The organism is Staphylococcus rostri, from assembly GCF_002902145.1.
GTDB lineage: Bacteria > Bacillota > Bacilli > Staphylococcales > Staphylococcaceae > Staphylococcus > Staphylococcus rostri.
Genome location: NZ_PPRF01000036.1, coordinates 34,251 through 50,832 on the forward strand (window position 1 = coordinate 34,251; position 16,582 = coordinate 50,832).

At 38.2% G+C, this 16,582-nt stretch carries 18 protein-coding genes; 12 read left to right on the plus strand and 6 right to left on the minus strand.

Translation table 11 applies throughout. The features are described from left to right. Nucleotides 1-17 precede the first annotated feature (17 nt). The 3 genes from CD122_RS06195 to CD122_RS06205 are packed head-to-tail and all read left to right on the plus strand — an operon-like array spanning nt 18 to nt 2,412. The gene (locus tag CD122_RS06195; RefSeq protein ID WP_103358125.1) at nt 18-254 is read left to right on the plus strand and encodes a FeoA family protein; all 237 of its coding nucleotides are present in this window, start codon (nt 18-20) and stop codon (nt 252-254) included. After that, complete coding sequence (gene feoB, locus CD122_RS06200) at nt 247-2,241, plus strand: ferrous iron transport protein B (protein ID WP_103358126.1); 1,995 nt, start codon at nt 247-249, stop codon at nt 2,239-2,241. Before CD122_RS06195 ends, feoB begins: the two co-directional genes overlap by 8 nt. A gap of 12 nt (nt 2,242-2,253) precedes the next feature. Further along, on the plus strand, nt 2,254-2,412 hold the full coding sequence (locus CD122_RS06205) for a FeoB-associated Cys-rich membrane protein (protein ID WP_103358127.1): 159 nt from the start codon (nt 2,254-2,256) through the stop codon (nt 2,410-2,412). Nucleotides 2,413-2,468: 56 nt separating this feature from the next. On the opposite strand, the gene CD122_RS06210 is transcribed toward CD122_RS06205, so the two are convergent. Beyond that, a complete protein-coding gene (locus CD122_RS06210) occupies nt 2,469-4,199 on the minus strand; it encodes an ABC transporter ATP-binding protein (RefSeq protein ID WP_103358128.1) in 1,731 nt (576 codons plus the stop codon). A gap of 206 nt (nt 4,200-4,405) precedes the next feature. Here CD122_RS06210 and pbp4 point away from each other — a divergent pair, with 206 nt between their 5' ends. Continuing rightward, nucleotides 4,406-5,680: a penicillin-binding protein PBP4 gene (gene pbp4 / locus CD122_RS06215; protein WP_103358129.1), complete on the plus strand. Its 1,275-nt coding sequence runs from the start codon at nt 4,406-4,408 to the stop codon at nt 5,678-5,680. Nucleotides 5,681-5,728: 48 nt separating this feature from the next. Here pbp4 and tagD read toward each other — a convergent pair whose 3' ends face one another. The 3 genes from tagD to CD122_RS06230 form a co-directional block, all read right to left on the minus strand. After that, nucleotides 5,729-6,127 carry a glycerol-3-phosphate cytidylyltransferase gene (tagD, locus tag CD122_RS06220; RefSeq protein ID WP_103358130.1) on the minus strand — a complete coding sequence of 133 codons (399 nt, stop codon included), beginning with the start codon at nt 6,125-6,127 and terminating at the stop codon, nt 5,729-5,731. 83 nt (nt 6,128-6,210) lie between these two features. Beyond that, on the minus strand, nt 6,211-7,308 hold the full coding sequence (gene tarB / locus CD122_RS06225; protein WP_103358131.1) for a teichoic acid glycerol-phosphate primase TarB: 1,098 nt from the start codon (nt 7,306-7,308) through the stop codon (nt 6,211-6,213). Between the two features lie 83 nt (nt 7,309-7,391). After that, complete coding sequence (locus CD122_RS06230) at nt 7,392-8,195, minus strand: ABC transporter permease (RefSeq protein WP_103358132.1); 804 nt, start codon at nt 8,193-8,195, stop codon at nt 7,392-7,394. A 264-nt stretch (nt 8,196-8,459) separates the two neighbouring features. On the opposite strand from CD122_RS06230, the gene tagH reads away from it, so the two are divergent. Together tagH and CD122_RS06240 are read left to right on the plus strand one after the other, a co-directional pair. Beyond that, entirely contained in the window at nt 8,460-9,254 is a 795-nt protein-coding gene (tagH, locus tag CD122_RS06235; RefSeq protein ID WP_103358133.1) for a teichoic acids export ABC transporter ATP-binding subunit TagH, read from the plus strand. Between the two features lie 64 nt (nt 9,255-9,318). Further along, nucleotides 9,319-9,735: a VOC family protein gene (locus tag CD122_RS06240; RefSeq protein ID WP_103358134.1), complete on the plus strand. Its 417-nt coding sequence runs from the start codon at nt 9,319-9,321 to the stop codon at nt 9,733-9,735. A 186-nt stretch (nt 9,736-9,921) separates the two neighbouring features. On the opposite strand, the gene tarA is transcribed toward CD122_RS06240, so the two are convergent. After that, nucleotides 9,922-10,704, minus strand: coding sequence for an N-acetylglucosaminyldiphosphoundecaprenol N-acetyl-beta-D-mannosaminyltransferase TarA (gene tarA / locus CD122_RS06245; protein ID WP_169926473.1), 783 nt, complete (start codon nt 10,702-10,704; stop codon nt 9,922-9,924). A gap of 162 nt (nt 10,705-10,866) precedes the next feature. Here tarA and CD122_RS06250 point away from each other — a divergent pair, with 162 nt between their 5' ends. Both CD122_RS06250 and CD122_RS06255 read left to right on the plus strand, forming a co-directional pair. Continuing rightward, on the plus strand, nt 10,867-11,412 hold the full coding sequence (locus CD122_RS06250) for a sugar O-acetyltransferase (protein ID WP_103358136.1): 546 nt from the start codon (nt 10,867-10,869) through the stop codon (nt 11,410-11,412). A gap of 76 nt (nt 11,413-11,488) precedes the next feature. After that, nucleotides 11,489-12,283 carry a M50 family metallopeptidase gene (locus tag CD122_RS06255; RefSeq protein WP_103358137.1) on the plus strand — a complete coding sequence of 265 codons (795 nt, stop codon included), beginning with the start codon at nt 11,489-11,491 and terminating at the stop codon, nt 12,281-12,283. A gap of 54 nt (nt 12,284-12,337) precedes the next feature. Here the strand turns inward: CD122_RS06255 and CD122_RS06260 are convergent, their stop codons facing one another. Then, entirely contained in the window at nt 12,338-12,991 is a 654-nt protein-coding gene (locus tag CD122_RS06260; RefSeq protein WP_103358138.1) for a metal-dependent transcriptional regulator, read from the minus strand. Between the two features lie 120 nt (nt 12,992-13,111). Here CD122_RS06260 and CD122_RS06265 point away from each other — a divergent pair, with 120 nt between their 5' ends. The 4 genes from CD122_RS06265 to CD122_RS06280 all read left to right on the plus strand — a co-directional run bounded on the left by CD122_RS06265 (nt 13,112) and on the right by CD122_RS06280 (nt 16,581). After that, entirely contained in the window at nt 13,112-13,891 is a 780-nt protein-coding gene (locus tag CD122_RS06265; RefSeq protein WP_103358139.1) for a metal ABC transporter ATP-binding protein, read from the plus strand. Then, the gene (locus CD122_RS06270; RefSeq protein WP_103358140.1) at nt 13,866-14,705 is read left to right on the plus strand and encodes a metal ABC transporter permease; all 840 of its coding nucleotides are present in this window, start codon (nt 13,866-13,868) and stop codon (nt 14,703-14,705) included. The genes CD122_RS06265 and CD122_RS06270 overlap by 26 nt, the downstream gene beginning before the upstream one ends. Then, nucleotides 14,702-15,631, plus strand: coding sequence for a manganese ABC transporter substrate-binding lipoprotein MntC (mntC, locus tag CD122_RS06275; protein ID WP_103358141.1), 930 nt, complete (start codon nt 14,702-14,704; stop codon nt 15,629-15,631). The genes CD122_RS06270 and mntC overlap by 4 nt, the downstream gene beginning before the upstream one ends. Before the next feature lie 284 nt (nt 15,632-15,915). After that, nucleotides 15,916-16,581 carry a zinc ribbon domain-containing protein gene (locus tag CD122_RS06280; RefSeq protein WP_103358142.1) on the plus strand — a complete coding sequence of 222 codons (666 nt, stop codon included), beginning with the start codon at nt 15,916-15,918 and terminating at the stop codon, nt 16,579-16,581. The last annotated feature ends 1 nt before the right edge of the window (nt 16,582 follow it).

The following is a 16,582-nucleotide window of genomic DNA, read 5'->3' on the forward strand; positions in this document are numbered from 1 at the left end:
AAGAAGTAGGTGATTGTATGATTCACGTAGCAAATGCTGAAGTAGGCACGCCATACCGTATCAAATCTCTAAATACAAATAATATGCAATTAAAGCACCGATTACGTGCACTCGGTTGTATTGAAGGTTGTGAAGTTTCAATACATCAAAAAGGACTTTTCAAAGGCCCTTGCACACTTAACGTCAACGGTCAACAAATCTGTGTCCGTAACTGTGATGCCTGCGATATTCGCCTGGAGCACAAATATGAGTAGTACATACTGTATCTTAGGAAATCCTAACGTTGGTAAAACATCTTTGTTCAATGCACTCACTGGCTCTTATGAATACGTGGGCAACTGGAGCGGTGTAACAGTAGAGAAAAAGATTGGTCAACTCAAACAAAAGTCCGGTCAGTTAGTCGATTTACCTGGTATTTATGACCTTGTACCGATTTCCCGAGATGAAACAGTCGTAACGAATTATTTACTTAACGAACAATTTGATGGCATGGTTAACATTATTGATGCCGCACAAATCGAACGTAACTTTAACTTAACCATTCAATTAATGGAGTTTGGCGCACCACTTCTTATCGGATTAAACATGGTCGATGTCGCAAGTAAACGCGGCATTCGTATTGACCATCAAAAACTAATGACGCAATTGCGCACACCGATTATTCCAGTAATTGCAAGAACAGGCAAAGGGAGCAGTGATGTCTTAAAAGCGTTAAGTGATCATCATGTATCATCAAGACGTCCCCTTGTGATTGATTATGGCGAAGATGTGGAAGCGCTCATTACATCGCTGATTACACACTTACCTGAAACATTATCATTGGCATCTAAGCATTATCGCTTTTTAGCCATTCAATATTTGTTAGGCAATCCTGCCGTTCAACAATATTTCGGTGCAGATTTATGTAAAGTATTAGATGAAACGATCGCATCACATACAAGCCTTGCAGACGTTGACATTGCACAGCACATTCAGCAACAACGTCAAGCATATATCAATCAATTATTGGCTGACACGGTGACATATCCAGATGCACGTAAACACCATGTCACGGAACGTGTCGATGCATTATTAACACACAAAATCTTAGGTATTCCAATTTTCCTTGGTATTATGTGGTTGATTTTCCAAACGACCTTCACATGGATAGGAACACCGCTTTCCGACAAGCTAGATGAATTTTTCGGTGGGCCATTAACGGATTTTGCCAAACAAGCGATGACATCGTTAGGCATCTATCTAGCACTACAAGACCTTGTAACTGATGGTATTATCGCCGGTGTTGGTGGTGTTCTAGTGTTCGTCCCACAAATCCTTGTGCTATTCTTCTTCATTTCATTGTTGGAAGACTCTGGGTATATGGCACGTATCGCAGTTATAATGGATCGTATTATGGAAGGCTTTGGACTTAACGGAAAGTCATTTATCCCAATGATTATCGGTTTTGGCTGTAACGTACCCGGCATTATGGCCGCACGTAGTATTGAGGAAGAAAAAGAACGACTCACAACGATTCTCATTGCACCATTCATGTCGTGTTCTGCGCGTTTACCTGTTTACGCATTATTCGTTGGTATTTTCTTCGCGCAAAATCAAGCACTCATCGTTTTAAGCTTATACGTACTTGGTATCGTTATTGCATTAATCGTGAGTTGGATTTTATCAAAAACCGTTCTGAAAAAAGATACATCGATTTTTGTCGTAGAATTACCACCTTACCGCTTACCGTCAATTAAGACATTATGGCGTAGTACATGGGAAAAAGGAAAAGGATTCGTTAAAAAAGCAGGTACATTTATTTTCGCCGGTTCTGTCATTATTTGGTTGCTCAACTATGCTGGACCAAGTGGTGTTGATGTACCAATTGAAGAAAGCTTCTTGCATATGATTGGAGCAGCCATTGCACCTATTTTAGTACCGCTCGGCTTTAGTTCATGGCAAGCAGCAGCAACGCTCATCCCTGGCTTTTTAGCAAAAGAAGTCATTGTCAGCGCCATGGCGATTATCTATGCCGTGAATGACGATGCACTCGTATCAATGGTATCAACACATTTCACAGCATTATCAGCGTATTCATTCATGGTCTTCATCCTATTATATGTCCCATGTTTAGCAACGATTGCCGCAATTCGCAAAGAAACAACATCATGGAAATGGACATTATTCGCAGGAACGTACCCATTTGTCATTGCATACGTTATCTCAATGGCAATCTACCAAATTGGCTCGCTATTTATATAAGGAGGTTACATGATGACATTATTGATTAACTTACTACTAATTGCACTGATTGTCGGCTATTCCGTCTTTGTATTAGTTCGCTATATCAAACGTTCTAAGCAAGGAAAATGTAGTGCGTGTGGTAGCAGTAAACAGTGTCCAACTGAAAACCTTCCGAAGCATTTGCAGTGACATCGTAACAATCCCCCTTATGCAGCTCGAAAACTGTATAAGGGGGATTTCTCTATTTACATATTTCGTTGTGTTAAGCTTTGTGTCTCCACAAATTGTTGATACTTCTCATGTGTCTGCATCAATTCTTCATGACGTCCAACACCCGTAACTTTCCCTTGATCAAGGAAAATAATTTGGCCCGCTTTCTTAATCGTAGACAGTCGGTGCGCAATAACCACCGTTGTACGATTCGTCATTAAGGTATCTAGTGCCTCTTGAATTTTACGTTCACTTTCACTATCTAAGTTGGCTGTCGCTTCATCCAATAATAAGATATCCGGATTTTTAACAAAACTTCGCGCAATATCAATACGCTGTCTTTGCCCACCTGATAACTTCAAGCCACGTTCACCAACGATCGTATCGTAGCCTTGTTCAAACGCCATAATAAAGTCGTGACAATGTGCCAAACGTGCGTAATGCATTAATTCGTCATCAGACACTTCTCGATCAATACCATATAAAATATTGTCGCGAATCGTCCCATTCATCATTGCGTTACTTTGCATGACATAGCCAATTTTACGACGCCAGTCTGTGAGTGATAGCTGATATATCGACGCATCATGGTACGTAATGTCTCCTTGTGACACATCGTACATCCGTTCAATCAAGCTGAATATCGTACTTTTACCTGAACCAGACGGCCCAACAAATGCGGTTACTTCGCCCGGTGCAATACGAAACGATACATCTTCCAACACCGGTTGTGATTCATAGCCAAATGTCACATGATTAAATGCCAAGTCGCCTGAAGGAATGGTATGTGCCGTATCTGGTGCGGTAATACTTTCCAAAGGTTCATGTAAGATTTCATCAATTCGACTACTCGCCCCGACCGCTTTTTTATAATCCGTCACCAGTGTCGACAAGTTGATGAGCGGCATCGACAAGTTCAATACGTAAAAAATCATTGCGACTAACGTACCCGCTGAAATAGCACCTGATGCGATGCGTAAACCGCCAAAACCTAAAATAATCCCAATCGTTGCCAGCATAATAATACCTGATATCGGTTGAATGACTGCCGCGATTTTCGCTTGTTTCAAACCTAGACGATAAATCTCAGATAGGTTTTTATGTGCTTTATCCAGTTCTAGTTTCTCTGTATTGGATACTTTCACAAGACGCATTTCCGTTAACACACGCCCTAATAAACCGCTAAACTCCGCAATTTCACTTTGTGTATTTTTAGATATTTTCTGCATAACTTTACCGAGTGGCATCATCACAATGACAAAAAGTGGAATCGTAATAAACGTCATTAATGTCATTTGCCAATCTAAAATAAACAGCATAATAAATGAGCCGATTAACGTAATAATAGACGGAAATATGTTTGGTAGTTTTTGAGAGATAAAGTCGTTAATGACCTTCGTATCATCTGTTAAACGACTCATCAGTTGACCACTTTCGTTTTTGTCGAAAAATGGCATTTTCAAATGGATGATATGTTGCCATAAAACGGAACGAATTGAGTAGATCATCTTTTCTCCAATTTTGTTGAGTAAGTAGTAGCCCACGCCGCTCAATATTGCATTCAATAAGAAGACAGCAATAAGTGCGCCGATAAACCAAGGATTAATGGATGATAGCGTAAACTTATCGACCATTTGTCCGGTAAATAATGGCACTAAAAGACCACTTAGGCTTCCTAATGACGAAATGATGACGGCTACGATAATCAATCCGACAGGCCAAGTGATTTTCTTCAATAAATAAATGAGTGGATTGTTCGACTTCATAAGTAGCATACCTCGTTTGACTAAATTCTAAATTTAAGACTCCCTTCACGCTTACAGCAGAGTGCGGGTTGTCTGACCTGCAACACGCTAATCTTGAATGCTATGTCATTGCATATCGAGACGGTACGTTTTATCTTCTAAACCGTTTGTGCTAGAATTGATATGTTATTTTGCATTAAATCCGATGCATATTAAGGGAGTACATTATGAAAAAAATAATATATGCTATTGTCGTTGTATTCTTCGCTACGACTATTATAACACCTTTTACAAAAGCATACACACTGACGCCGGTTGAGATGGCGCAACAAGCGGGTTATGGTGTTGATGAACGTTATCAACCTGAAGGACTTGTGAGTATTAGTCATACGGGACAAGTGCTTTATAGCTATGACGCACATCAGCAATGGAATCCTGCTTCAATGACAAAACTGATGACAATGTATTTGACATTGAAAGCGGTGAATGAAGGTAAGCTCTCTTTAACAGACACCGTTAAAATTACAGACGAGCACTATCGTATGTCGACATTACCGGAGTTAAGTAATACGAAATTGTATCCAGGCGAAACCTATACGATTGCTGAGTTACTACAGATTACGGTATCTGCATCAAGTAATGCGGCATCTATTATTCTTGCCAATGAAGTATCCAAGAACACTTCCGACTTCGTTGACTTGATGAATCAGACGGCCAAAGATTTAGAGATGAATGATACGCACTATGTGAACCCAACAGGCGCTGAAAATGACTTGTTACAAGACTTTGCGCCGGAACGATACAGTAATGAGGGATCCACTGTTACGTCAGCACACGACTATGCCATTCTCGCACAGCACACTGTGGCTGACACGCCTGATATTTTGCAATTCACGAAAGAGGTCGCACCGACACAACATGGTGTAACGTATTATACGTTTAACAATCTATTAGAAGGTGCTGATATGAGCGTACCTGGTACGGATGGTTTAAAAACAGGTTCTAGTGACGTTGCAGACTATAATAGTACTGTCACAACAAAGCGTGATAATTTCCGTATTTACAGCGTCATTCTAGGTGCTGGCGATTATGTCAATCTCGGTGGCGAAAAGCAACGTGATATGATGAGTGCGAGCGTGATTAATGCAATGTTCGATCAATACGAGTACCGCAAAATCCTTTCAAAAGGGTATCATACGATTAACGGCACACAGTATTACGTCTTGGAAGACCTTTACGATGTTGTCCCTAGCGATATGAAAAACACTTACAATTTCGTCGTTAAAGACGGGAAAGTTCACATTGATTACCAACGTGATTTTATTTCAAAAGCGTATGGTCCACCAAGCGTCAAAGTAGAAAGACCTTTTATTCACGGCTCTAAATCCGTTGTCACATCAAGCTGGGAAGCACACCCTGTCTTGACGACAATCGGTCTATTCTTCTTAGTTATGTTCTTTAGTATCATCATCTACTATATTTTATTGCGTTTCCACAAATAACCAAAAACAAGCGCTCTTCTCTATAAACTAGAAAAGAACGCTTGTTTTTTATTTGGCATCTTTGCCGTATAGTTCTTGTTTAATTTGTGTTGTTGAAATACCTTCTGTACGTTTTAAGTAAATAACTTCACACTTATCTTTTAAGAAGTCGAATTCGCCTTCCCAATCGTGCCCCATCACAAACGTATCAATATCGTACTTCTCAACATCCGTCATTTTTTGTTCCCAATCATGCTCCGGAATGACTAGATCGACATAGCGGATAGACTCTAACATCATCTTGCGTTGCTCATAATCATAATACGATTTTTTGTTCTTGATTTGGTTAAACTCATCACTAGATAGTGCCACAACTAAATAGTCGCCTAGCTCACGTGCACGGCGTAACAATTCAATGTGACCATAGTGTAAAAGATCATACGTTCCATATGTAATTACACGTTTCATCTCTACAACTCCTTCAATCTATTCATTTCTATAACATCTACAAAATTATAGCACATGTACACATGCAGCTCAAATTTCGTTCGTTATATTCGGACGACTTTGTCCACGTAATTCATCAGCTGATGTACACTTTCCTTCGTATTAAATGTATGCCAATCTTCAAATAACGGTTCAAGATTCCCCTGCGCAAGTCGCTGATACAACGCTGTTTCTGTATAGACTTTATACGTATTCGGTATTGCCTCATAATACGCATTCAATCCGCGTACCCGTTCATAGTCTTGTGCATCATACACATAGAAAATGGCTGGCTTACCAATCAAGCTTGCTTCAATGGCGAGTGAACTGTAATCCGTTATAATCACATCAGCAAGGATTAATAACTCATACGTACTCAAAGTCACCCGTTGTTCCGTGTCCGGTGGCTGAATGGCTGGATGATACTTACTTAACAGCGTATAGTCGGGTAACGTACGTTCAAATGCTTGTTGGTCTATCACTCTGTTAGCCTGTCCACCTTCACGATATGTTGGAAGATACACTGCCACCTTATTTTGAATCCCTAATTGTTGCTTGAGTTCACGTTGTTGCTGTGAAACATCTATTTCTAAATAATAGGCTAAACGCGGAATACCAAAGTTTAAAAATTGATGCTCTGCAACGCCAAATGACCGTTCAAAACAATGGGCCATCTGTGAACACCCTACTAGATATTTATCCGTTGCATCATATACTGCTTGATACTGTGCGACACTTTTTCGATCATGCTCGTTTACCGCGTGATCTTCCAATCCAAAGTTTTTCAAAGCCCCCGCCGCATGCCACGTCTGTATCACTGTCTGATTAGCTTGTTTCTTAAAGGCACCAAATAAGTGATAATACGTGTCGATAAATATGACTTTGGCTGTTGATAACGCACGTAATTGACGATATAAATTACGCTGTGCAAGTGATTGACACGCTACATTCTTCTTATTTGTCAACGCTTGAAAATGCGTTTCCTTAGTAAATACAGTTACGCGATAACCACGTTCTATCAATTGATCAATAATAGGTAACATATCTTCCTTGAACGTCATCATAACGACAATATGATCACGTTGTACACATTGCTTGGCACATAACATCTGTATTAGCGATACGAATATCAAATACAGTTCTTTAATGATATAGCGCACCATTCATCCCACCTCTTTATATTTAGTCGCTTCATATTGAAAAGCGCCTCCAACACAGAATACTGCATTGAAGGCGTTTCTTGTTATTACATAAAATCAGCAAAGTAATCTCTATAACGCACATGCATCATGGAACCTACTACAAAGAAGAAAAGTACAACAAAGACATTGTAAAGTGCTAGTTCCCAATGCGTGATGAAATACCATTCTTTAAAGAGAATCGCGGCACGATAACTTTCCGCAATAAAATAAATAGGATTTAACATCATAATCTTTTCAACGATTGAACCTGTTTTAGGCACCCACAAAATCGGTGATGCATAGAAAAGTACGCGAAGTAACGCTTGCATCGCCATCTGTGTATCTCGCACTAATACCGATAACGTAGATGTTAAAAGCGTTATAGATGATGCAAATAAAAATGCAAACGGAATATATATAAATAGTTGAATAATATATATTGATGGCATAATACCTGCAATCGCACATAAAATGATAATACCGCCCACTAAAGCCAAATGCCCATACAATTTACTTGTAATAATGTAAGTTGGGATAATCGACAGTGGAAAGTTCATCTTCGCCACATGGTTGTATTTATTTGTAATAGACTTTGTTCCTTCCAGCACGCCTTGGTTAATAAAAAACCACATACTAATACCCACTAAGAGCCAATATATAAAAGGCGTCCCTTCAATAGCACTATTACTGCGGATTCCTAGACCAAAGACAAACCAGTATACCAAGATTTGAATCGTTGGGTTGATCATCTCCCAAGCCAAACCTAAATAGTTACTGTGATTTGAAAGTTTCAACTGGAATTGCGCTAATCTTTGAATTAAATAAAAGCTTTTAAAATGCTCTTTTAACACTATCGCTACAGAATTCATTATTTACCACGCTTTCGTTTCGTACGTACGATTATGCAAATGTGTGTGTTGCTCAAACAACTGTACAAACATCGCAACCTCATGTATTCTTGATATTGAAATATAAGCTTTTCAACTGATTGGTTCATACACTAGAACCGAAGCATTTCAATAACTTTACTTATTTAACATCCACTTAGTAATATATTATAATCTATATACGTAGATTAGTGAAAGTAAAACTCATGAATTTTGATATAAAATTAAAGTAAGGACTGTAATAACATGAATCCAACCGTTAAGATTGATCACGTTACAAAAGAATATCGCATATATCGTAACAACAAAGAACGTATTAAAGATGCTTTGTTGCCTAAAAATAAAAACAAGACTTTCTATGCGCTGAATGATATTTCATTTAATGCATATGCAGGTGATGTTATCGGGCTTGTAGGTATCAATGGCTCTGGTAAATCAACCTTGAGTAATATTATCGGGGGCTCTCTCTCAGCAACGAAAGGGAAAATCACACGCAATGGTGACGTTAGTGTTATCGCCATTAATGCTGGGCTTAACGGCAACTTAACAGGTATGGAAAATATTGAATTTAAAATGTTATGTATGGGGTTCACAAAGAAACAAATTAAAGAACTCACACCAAAAATCATCGAATTCAGCGAACTAGGCGAGTTCATCTATCAACCTGTTAAAAAATATTCAAGCGGGATGCGCTCAAAGCTCGGATTCTCTATTAGTGTTACAGTAGACCCTGAAATTCTTGTCATTGACGAAGCGCTATCTGTCGGCGACCAAACATTCACACAAAAAAGTTTAAATAAAATATATGAATTTAAAGAAGCTGAAAAAACCATTTTCTTTGTCAGTCACAACTTACGACAAGTCCGCGAATTCTGTACTAAAATTGCATGGATCGAAGCAGGACGTCTGAAAGCAATCGGCACTGTCGATGAGGTGCTACCACAATATGAAGCATTCCTCAAAGACTTTAAAAAGAAATCAGTTAAAGAACAAAAAGCATTTAGACAACAATTAGATGAAAATCGTTTTGTAATAAAATAAACAATGCGCGCAATTATGGTTTCTTTTACTGTAATTGCGCTTTATTTATAAGGGGGCTATTAGAATGGACTTTTATCCTATGCCAATGTTTAACAAACTACTCGTACATGACATTGAAAAGTCAGCAAAGTGGTATGAAAAGACTCTCGGATTTAAAAGCGTCTTCAAATTTAGAGATTCAAACAACCATGTACTTATGGATCATTTAAGATTAGACAAGTATCAAGATATTATGTTGATTGCGAGCGATCATTTCGAAGTCGGCAACAGTGTTTATTTAAATATCGCGATAAAAGATATTGAAGTAAAAGCACAAAACATCTCACCAAAATTTGTTGTATCTGAACTTGAAGAACAACCTTGGAACGCAAAAGAGATGACGATTAAAGATCCTGATGGTCATTTAATTACCCTCACACAATCCAACATCACTGATGCTGAATTTGACCAACTCATGAAACAAGTATCTAAAACATATTAAAGTAACAGGCGGTTGGGACATTAATACAAACATTCAAATTAAACTTGAGATTTTATGTATATGGCAGTAGCTGACTGGTATGAAAATACGCTTTTACAAGCTTTTTCATTCCTAGTCAGCCTTGCCGGGGTGGGACAGGAATCTTTTTAGAAAAATGAGATTCCTGTCCCACTCCCCTTTCTGCTACTATTTACGCTTGATTTTCTGTTTTACGACCGCCCAAAGAAATTTTGGTATTCTTTGAAGTCGTTTGATTCGTTTTAAATCCTTAAGACTGCGGTAGAGCCACTCTAAGTTCAACTTACGCCAAATTAACGGCGCACGTTTCACTTCTCCACTAAAGACATCTATCGCACCACCGACCCCCATCATACATGTATGCTCAAAATACTGACGATGATGTTGAATCCACTGTTCTTGTTTCGGATAACCCATGCCGACAAAAATAAAGTCTGGGTTAAATGCACGTATCTCATCGACAACATTCATATCATCAAGGGACGCAAAGCCGTGATGACCTGCGACAACACTGTTTGGATATTGTTGTTGAATCTTGTGCACTGCTTTGGCGACTACCTTATCCGTTGCACCTAATAAAAATACGCGCTTGCCTTCTTGATGTGCAATCTTCAAGCACGTTTCCATCACTTCAATACCTGGTACACGTTCTTGTAGCGGCGTTCCAAGTAATCGTGCAGCTTTCACAATACCGGTGCCGTCCGGTATGATGTAGTCTGCTTGTTCAATTAAACGTTGATATGCCGGTGTTTCTGAAGCATAGTGTACGATTTCAGGATTGGCTGTCACAATAAATAAATTATGTGGTGTTTTCGTACGACTATATGTTAAAATCGCTTGATGCATATTTGATAGCGTCACATCATCAAATAGAATACCTAAGACATTCACTTGACGCTCAGGTTGATATGGTTGGTATCTCGTATGTTCTGAAGGTGTTGACGTATTCATCAACAAACCTCCTCTCATCTATTTTCTTTTGTATTGCTTTCACTTTACCATGTCGCAGCAGAAAATTCATCCCAATACTAATAGTTATCACTTGTATAAAATTTCTATACTTCTAATTTTTCATGTTATACTCCAAAAAATATAAAATAAGGTGTGAATTATATGACAAATGCATTCAATTTACCAAACGGCTTTTACTATTTCCCACAAGATGATGAACTCACAGCAGCGAGACGACAAGCTCATAGTTGGCGTACACAAATTAACAATGCTGAAAGCTTGGACGAACGCCACGCTATTGTTAAAGAAGTCTTTGCACGTACAACGGATTCTTTTTATATCGAACCGACCATTTATTTCGATTATGGTACCAATATTTCTATCGGTGACAACTTTTATGTTAATGCCAATTCGACATGGCTAGATGCTGCAACAATTACAGTTGGTGACAATGTAAAAATTGGTCCGAACGTTCAATTGATTACAATTAACCATCCGCTTAATCCTGACGAGAGACGTACCGGTATCGAGTATGCAGCACCTATTGCTATTGAAGATGATGTTTGGATTGGTGCGGGTGTTATCATTTTACCAGGGATCACAATTGGACAGGGGGCAACCATTGCAGCTGGGTCTGTTGTTACAAAAGATGTACCTGCTCACACAGTTGTTGGAGGTAATCCTGCAAAAATCCTTAAACATTTATAAGTCCTAAGTCTGTAGCATACAAAGCCGATTGACGGTATACTCTACATAAATATGCATTTAGAAAGGATTACTATTTATGAATGAACACACATGGCTTGTCTCGCCTATCCCTATCTCGGTCTTGCTATTGTTGGCGATTACTGGCATGTATTTGCTGAGTTACTATTATCGCAGCCACCCTATCTTGTCTATGCTTAGTATTGCGATGAACTACTTGCCCGTTCTGACGCATGAGTTTGGGCACGTGCTCTTTAATCGTCTGAGCGGTGGACGTGTGGTAGATTTTGTTGTCGTGATGACACGACGCGAACGTCAAGCGACTGGCCAACAAGGCTACGCGGTAACGCAAAGTAAGAGTCGTATTGGTCAAATCTTTACGACAATCGGTGGCTACATTATGCCGCCACTCATGCTTAGTATCGGCTTAATTATGCAAAGTAAGGGACAAGGCGTTATTTTCATCTTATTATACATCGGTATCTTTTTGTACTTTACAATCGTGACTTCTAGAAAGGTCGCACCTATCATTATCATTGTGTTACTATGCGGCATTATCTATCTAGGTCTACAATCAGAAAATCTACAGAATTATTCATTAATCTATATGCTGGTTTATCACTGGTTACTCGGAACATTATTTGGCGAAGTGATACAATCCTCGATTACCATAGCACAACTTACCTTTGCACGACCGCAACCTAGTTGGGACGGTACAGCATTACGTGACTTAACACACGTGCCAACCATTGTTTTTTCAGCATTATGGATTTTACTCAACGGCACGAGCGTTTATTATTTATGCCAACAACTTTTCTTAGAGCCGAGTACACGCCCGATCCTTTCTTTATTACCATTGCTTCCTTTCACATAATTAAAATGCGTACACAACAATGAAATCTCACTTCACTGTTGATGTACGCATTTTTTAATCTTCTTGCTTCTCTGCAAAAATAACTGCTGCATTACTGTAGCTTAAAATAACTGTTTCTTTCTTGCTTTCTAACTCGAGCATTTGGTTAATATCATCTTTGCGCTTAATCGTCACAACGTCACCGATAGACATCGCTCTGCTTGATAAATATACGAGCAAATCTGTTTTATCACGCACACGTCGAATCACAACCGTATCGCCTTCATTAAATGATTGTAACGATGTGCGGTAACGCTCTTCAAACGCGCCATCTCTTGGAATGACACCACCATGTGGACACGTCTCTGGGTATTCTAATAATGCGTCAAGTCGATCGACAAACAACTGAGACACACGATGCTCTAACACTTCCGCTTCCGCATGCACTTCTTCCCATGTATAGCCTAAAACCTCTATTAAAAACAACTCAATCAAACGATGACGCTTAATAATATCTAATGTATATTGCAAGCCAATTGCTGATAACTTCGTCCCTTTATAAGGCTTCGTTTCAACATATCCTTCTTTTTCTAGTCGGCCTACCATCTCAGTGACAGACGGTGGTTTGATATTCAAAGCCTGAGAGAGTGTTTTGTTAGATACGTATGTATTGATACCATCATGACTCAAAATCGCCTTGAGATAATCTTCCTTTTCTTCCGTTAACATACCTTCACCTCTTGAACAGATTACATCCATTGTATCATAAAATACATTGACATCAGATATTTTAAGTATATAATATAAATTAGTTAGGATTACCTAAATTAAAAGTAAGAAGGTGTTAAAATGCTCTCCATCAAAGATTTGAATTTATATTTAGGTCGTAAGCATGTATTAAAAGAGATTACATTGCAACTGCCACTACATGGAGAAATGATTGGCATTATGGGACCTAATGGTAGCGGTAAATCTTCACTTATCAAATCACTGATTGGAGAATTACCTGCCAACGGAACAATCACACTTAACGAACAACCTATTAAGCAATGCTTAACAGATATCACATATATCCCACAAAAGTCACTTCTCGACTTGGAATTCCCTATTAGCGTGGAAGATTTAGTGTTATCCGGTTGTTATCAAGATGCTGGATGGTTCAAACGTATTCCTAAAAAGATGAAACAACGTCGAGACGAACTCCTCCACGAACTGTCACTTTATGAATTGCGTAAACGTTCTCTTAATGCCTTGAGTGGCGGTCAATTGCAACGTGTTTATATTGCTCGCGCGCTCATGTCGGAAAGTGAAGTCTATCTACTCGACGAACCATTTGTCGGCATAGATTTTAAAAGTGAAGCCATTATTCTTAAAAAGCTAGAAGAATTGAAAGCAAATGGCAAACTTATTTTAATTGTGCATCATGACTTAGCAACAGCTGATCAATACTTTGATCGTATTTTACTACTCAATCAGTCTGTGCAGTTTTTCGGGGATAGCGCCGAAGCACTCAAACCGGAACATATCGAGTCTGTCTTTTTAAGCAGACATACAATGCCACGGTCTGACGAAAGTAATCAGCAGAGAAAGGAGTCAGTACATCATGCCGTTCATCCAACATCTTTTTGAGTATCAGTTTCTATCACGTGCGATGCTTACAGCTGTACTCGTCGGTATTGTATGTGGTGTCGTCGGTTGTATCATCATACTTCGCGGCTTGTCACTCATGGGTGATGCGATGAGTCATGCCGTATTACCAGGTGTTGCATTGTCGTTTCTATTTCATATTCCAATGTTTATCGGGGCACTGATTACCGGTATGTTAAGCAGCATTCTGATTGGCTATATTTCAGATGCTTCTAAAACTAAAAAAGACGCTGCAATCGGCATTACATTTACCGCATTTTTAGCGTCTGGGATTATTCTAATTAGTGTTATTCACAGTGCAACCGACCTTTACCATATTTTATTTGGTAATATTTTGGCGATTACACAATCTGCCTTCTATACGACTTTGGTTGTCAGCACGATTGTCGTTGCGCTGATCATTGTTTTGTATCGTCCACTCAAAATATCAACACTTGATCCTGTATTTAGTCGCATGAGTGGCTTAAATACAACGGTCATCCACTATTTTGTCATGTTATTGTTAGCACTCGTTATTGTCGCAAGTGTTCAAACAGTTGGTGTCATTCTAGTGGTTGCATTACTGATTACGCCAGCCTCAACCGCGTATTTAATTACTAATAAACTCTCAACAATGATGCTGACTTCTAGTATTTTCAGCGTCATCAGTGCGACATTCGGCATTTATTTAAGCTTTAAATTCAACTTACCAAGTGGTGCAGTGATTGTGCTTATCGCAACATTGTTATATGCCGTCACTTTCATCATTTCAAAAATTATTCAATCTAATCATAAAGGAGCGTATCAAACAACATGATCAAACGTATACTTACATTATGTGTCTTAATGCTTGTATTAACAGCATGTAGTTTTAACAACGACAACTCTCATGAAAAGGTAAAAGTTGTCACAACAAACTCTATTCTTGGCGACATGGTTAAAAATATTGCAGGTGACAAAGCAGATGTTCACAGCATTGTCCCAGTTGGTCAAGACCCACACGAATACGAAATTAAACCAAAGGACGTTCAAGCACTAACAGATGCTGACGTTGTTGTCTATAATGGCTTCAACTTGGAAAGTGGTAACGGCTGGTTCGAGAAAGCGTTGAAACAAGCAGACAAATCATTAGATGATAAATCTGTCGTACGTGCAACACAATCCGTGAAACCAATCTACTTGAAACACGGTGGCAAGTCTGAGGATATGATTGACCCACACGCGTGGTTAAGTATTAAAAACGGTGTGCAATATGCGAAAAACATTCAAGCAGCTTTAATTAAAGCAGACGACGCACACAAAAAAGATTACCAAAAACAAGGTGATGCATATATTCAAAAATTAGAACAACTGAGTGAAAAGAGTCAAAATAAATTCCAAGATATTCCTAAAGAACAACGTGCGATGATTACAAGTGAAGGTGCTTTTAAATACTTCGCACAACAATATGACATTACACCTGGATATATTTGGGAGATTAATACAGAAAACCAAGGTACACCACAACAAATGAAACAAGCGATTGACTTCGTGAAACAACATCACATTAAAAACTTGCTTCTTGAAACAAGTGTCAGTGATAAGAGTATGAAGAGTCTAGGAGAAGAAACAGGTGCCAAAATTTATGGTACGGTTTACACAGACTCTATCGGTAAAAAAGGCAGCGATGGCGACTCATACTACAAAATGATGGAAAGTAACATTGATACCATTCATCAAAGTATGGTTAAAAACAATCAATAAGATAGACAAAAGCAGCACATGTCATATTCGCGTGACGTGTGCTGCTTTTCTGTTAATCCATAACATTTATATCTCGGTTCAAACGATTTAAATGACTCCTTAAACTTTATTCTGTCATATGTAAACAATATTTATTTAAGTTATGATTAAATCTAATACTAATCGATTGATTCATTAAAATATTATTGAAATGAATGATAGTATGTTATACACTAAAAAAAGAGTTTTGATTTATCTAGATTCTTAACTCCTAACATAAAATTGAAGGACGTGCGTTATTCATTATGAATTGTAAAAAATGCGGTAATACAATCACAAATACAGAATTATTCTGCAGCAAATGTGGAACAAAAACAGAAAAGCATCATACCCAGCAAAATAACCAAACTTCTACAAATCAGGTTAACAGTGATAATACTTTGCAAAATGATTTCACAAGCCAATTTGGGGCTTCAGCTAGTAAAGTAAAAAGTAGTAAGTCAGCTAGTCATAAACAAGAATCCAATTTCCAACAAAGAAATAGTACAGTAAATCAAAAATTTGGGGCTTCTGTATCCAAATCCTCCAACAACAAAGGTGTTGTAGATAACATTAAGAGTATTTTTTCTCTAGATGACAAAAATGAATGGATGAAGCGTTATATTATTTCAGTATGTTATTTTATGTTTAGTATGATATCCTTCGTAGACCATCCAGGGGTTACATTATTATCATTTTTCATTGTTAATGCCTTATTATTCCCGTTAATATTGTGCATTTATGACCATTTTGCACGAAAACTTTTTAAAAAAACCAACTATTTTGAAGATGTTAAAAATATAGGAGGAGGATTTGCTACTGTAAAATTAATGATTAAATTTTTCTTTTTATCATTTGTCTGGACTTTCTCATTTTTACTAGGTATACCTGCTCTTATTTATTTATACTTATTAGCCCAAAAATTAAACTAGG

Coding starts and splice junctions, on each gene's coding strand:
- CD122_RS06255 (WP_103358137.1), top strand. CDS start 11,489: ATGAATGAACACACATGGCTTGTCTCGCCTATCCCTATCTCGGTCTTG.
- CD122_RS06205 (WP_103358127.1), top strand. CDS start 2,254: ATGACATTATTGATTAACTTACTACTAATTGCACTGATTGTCGGCTAT.
- CD122_RS06265 (WP_103358139.1), top strand. CDS start 13,112: ATGCTCTCCATCAAAGATTTGAATTTATATTTAGGTCGTAAGCATGTA.
- tagH (WP_103358133.1), top strand. CDS start 8,460: ATGAATCCAACCGTTAAGATTGATCACGTTACAAAAGAATATCGCATA.
- CD122_RS06195 (WP_103358125.1), top strand. CDS start 18: ATGATTCACGTAGCAAATGCTGAAGTAGGCACGCCATACCGTATCAAA.
- feoB (WP_103358126.1), top strand. CDS start 247: ATGAGTAGTACATACTGTATCTTAGGAAATCCTAACGTTGGTAAAACA.
- pbp4 (WP_103358129.1), top strand. CDS start 4,406: ATGAAAAAAATAATATATGCTATTGTCGTTGTATTCTTCGCTACGACT.
- CD122_RS06280 (WP_103358142.1), top strand. CDS start 15,916: ATGAATTGTAAAAAATGCGGTAATACAATCACAAATACAGAATTATTC.
- CD122_RS06240 (WP_103358134.1), top strand. CDS start 9,319: ATGGACTTTTATCCTATGCCAATGTTTAACAAACTACTCGTACATGAC.
- CD122_RS06230 (WP_103358132.1), bottom strand. CDS start 8,195: ATGAATTCTGTAGCGATAGTGTTAAAAGAGCATTTTAAAAGCTTTTAT.
- tarB (WP_103358131.1), bottom strand. CDS start 7,308: ATGGTGCGCTATATCATTAAAGAACTGTATTTGATATTCGTATCGCTA.
- tarA (WP_169926473.1), bottom strand. CDS start 10,704: ATGAATACGTCAACACCTTCAGAACATACGAGATACCAACCATATCAA.
- CD122_RS06210 (WP_103358128.1), bottom strand. CDS start 4,199: ATGAAGTCGAACAATCCACTCATTTATTTATTGAAGAAAATCACTTGG.
- tagD (WP_103358130.1), bottom strand. CDS start 6,127: ATGAAACGTGTAATTACATATGGAACGTATGATCTTTTACACTATGGT.
- mntC (WP_103358141.1), top strand. CDS start 14,702: ATGATCAAACGTATACTTACATTATGTGTCTTAATGCTTGTATTAACA.
- CD122_RS06260 (WP_103358138.1), bottom strand. CDS start 12,991: ATGTTAACGGAAGAAAAGGAAGATTATCTCAAGGCGATTTTGAGTCAT.
- CD122_RS06270 (WP_103358140.1), top strand. CDS start 13,866: ATGCCGTTCATCCAACATCTTTTTGAGTATCAGTTTCTATCACGTGCG.
- CD122_RS06250 (WP_103358136.1), top strand. CDS start 10,867: ATGACAAATGCATTCAATTTACCAAACGGCTTTTACTATTTCCCACAA.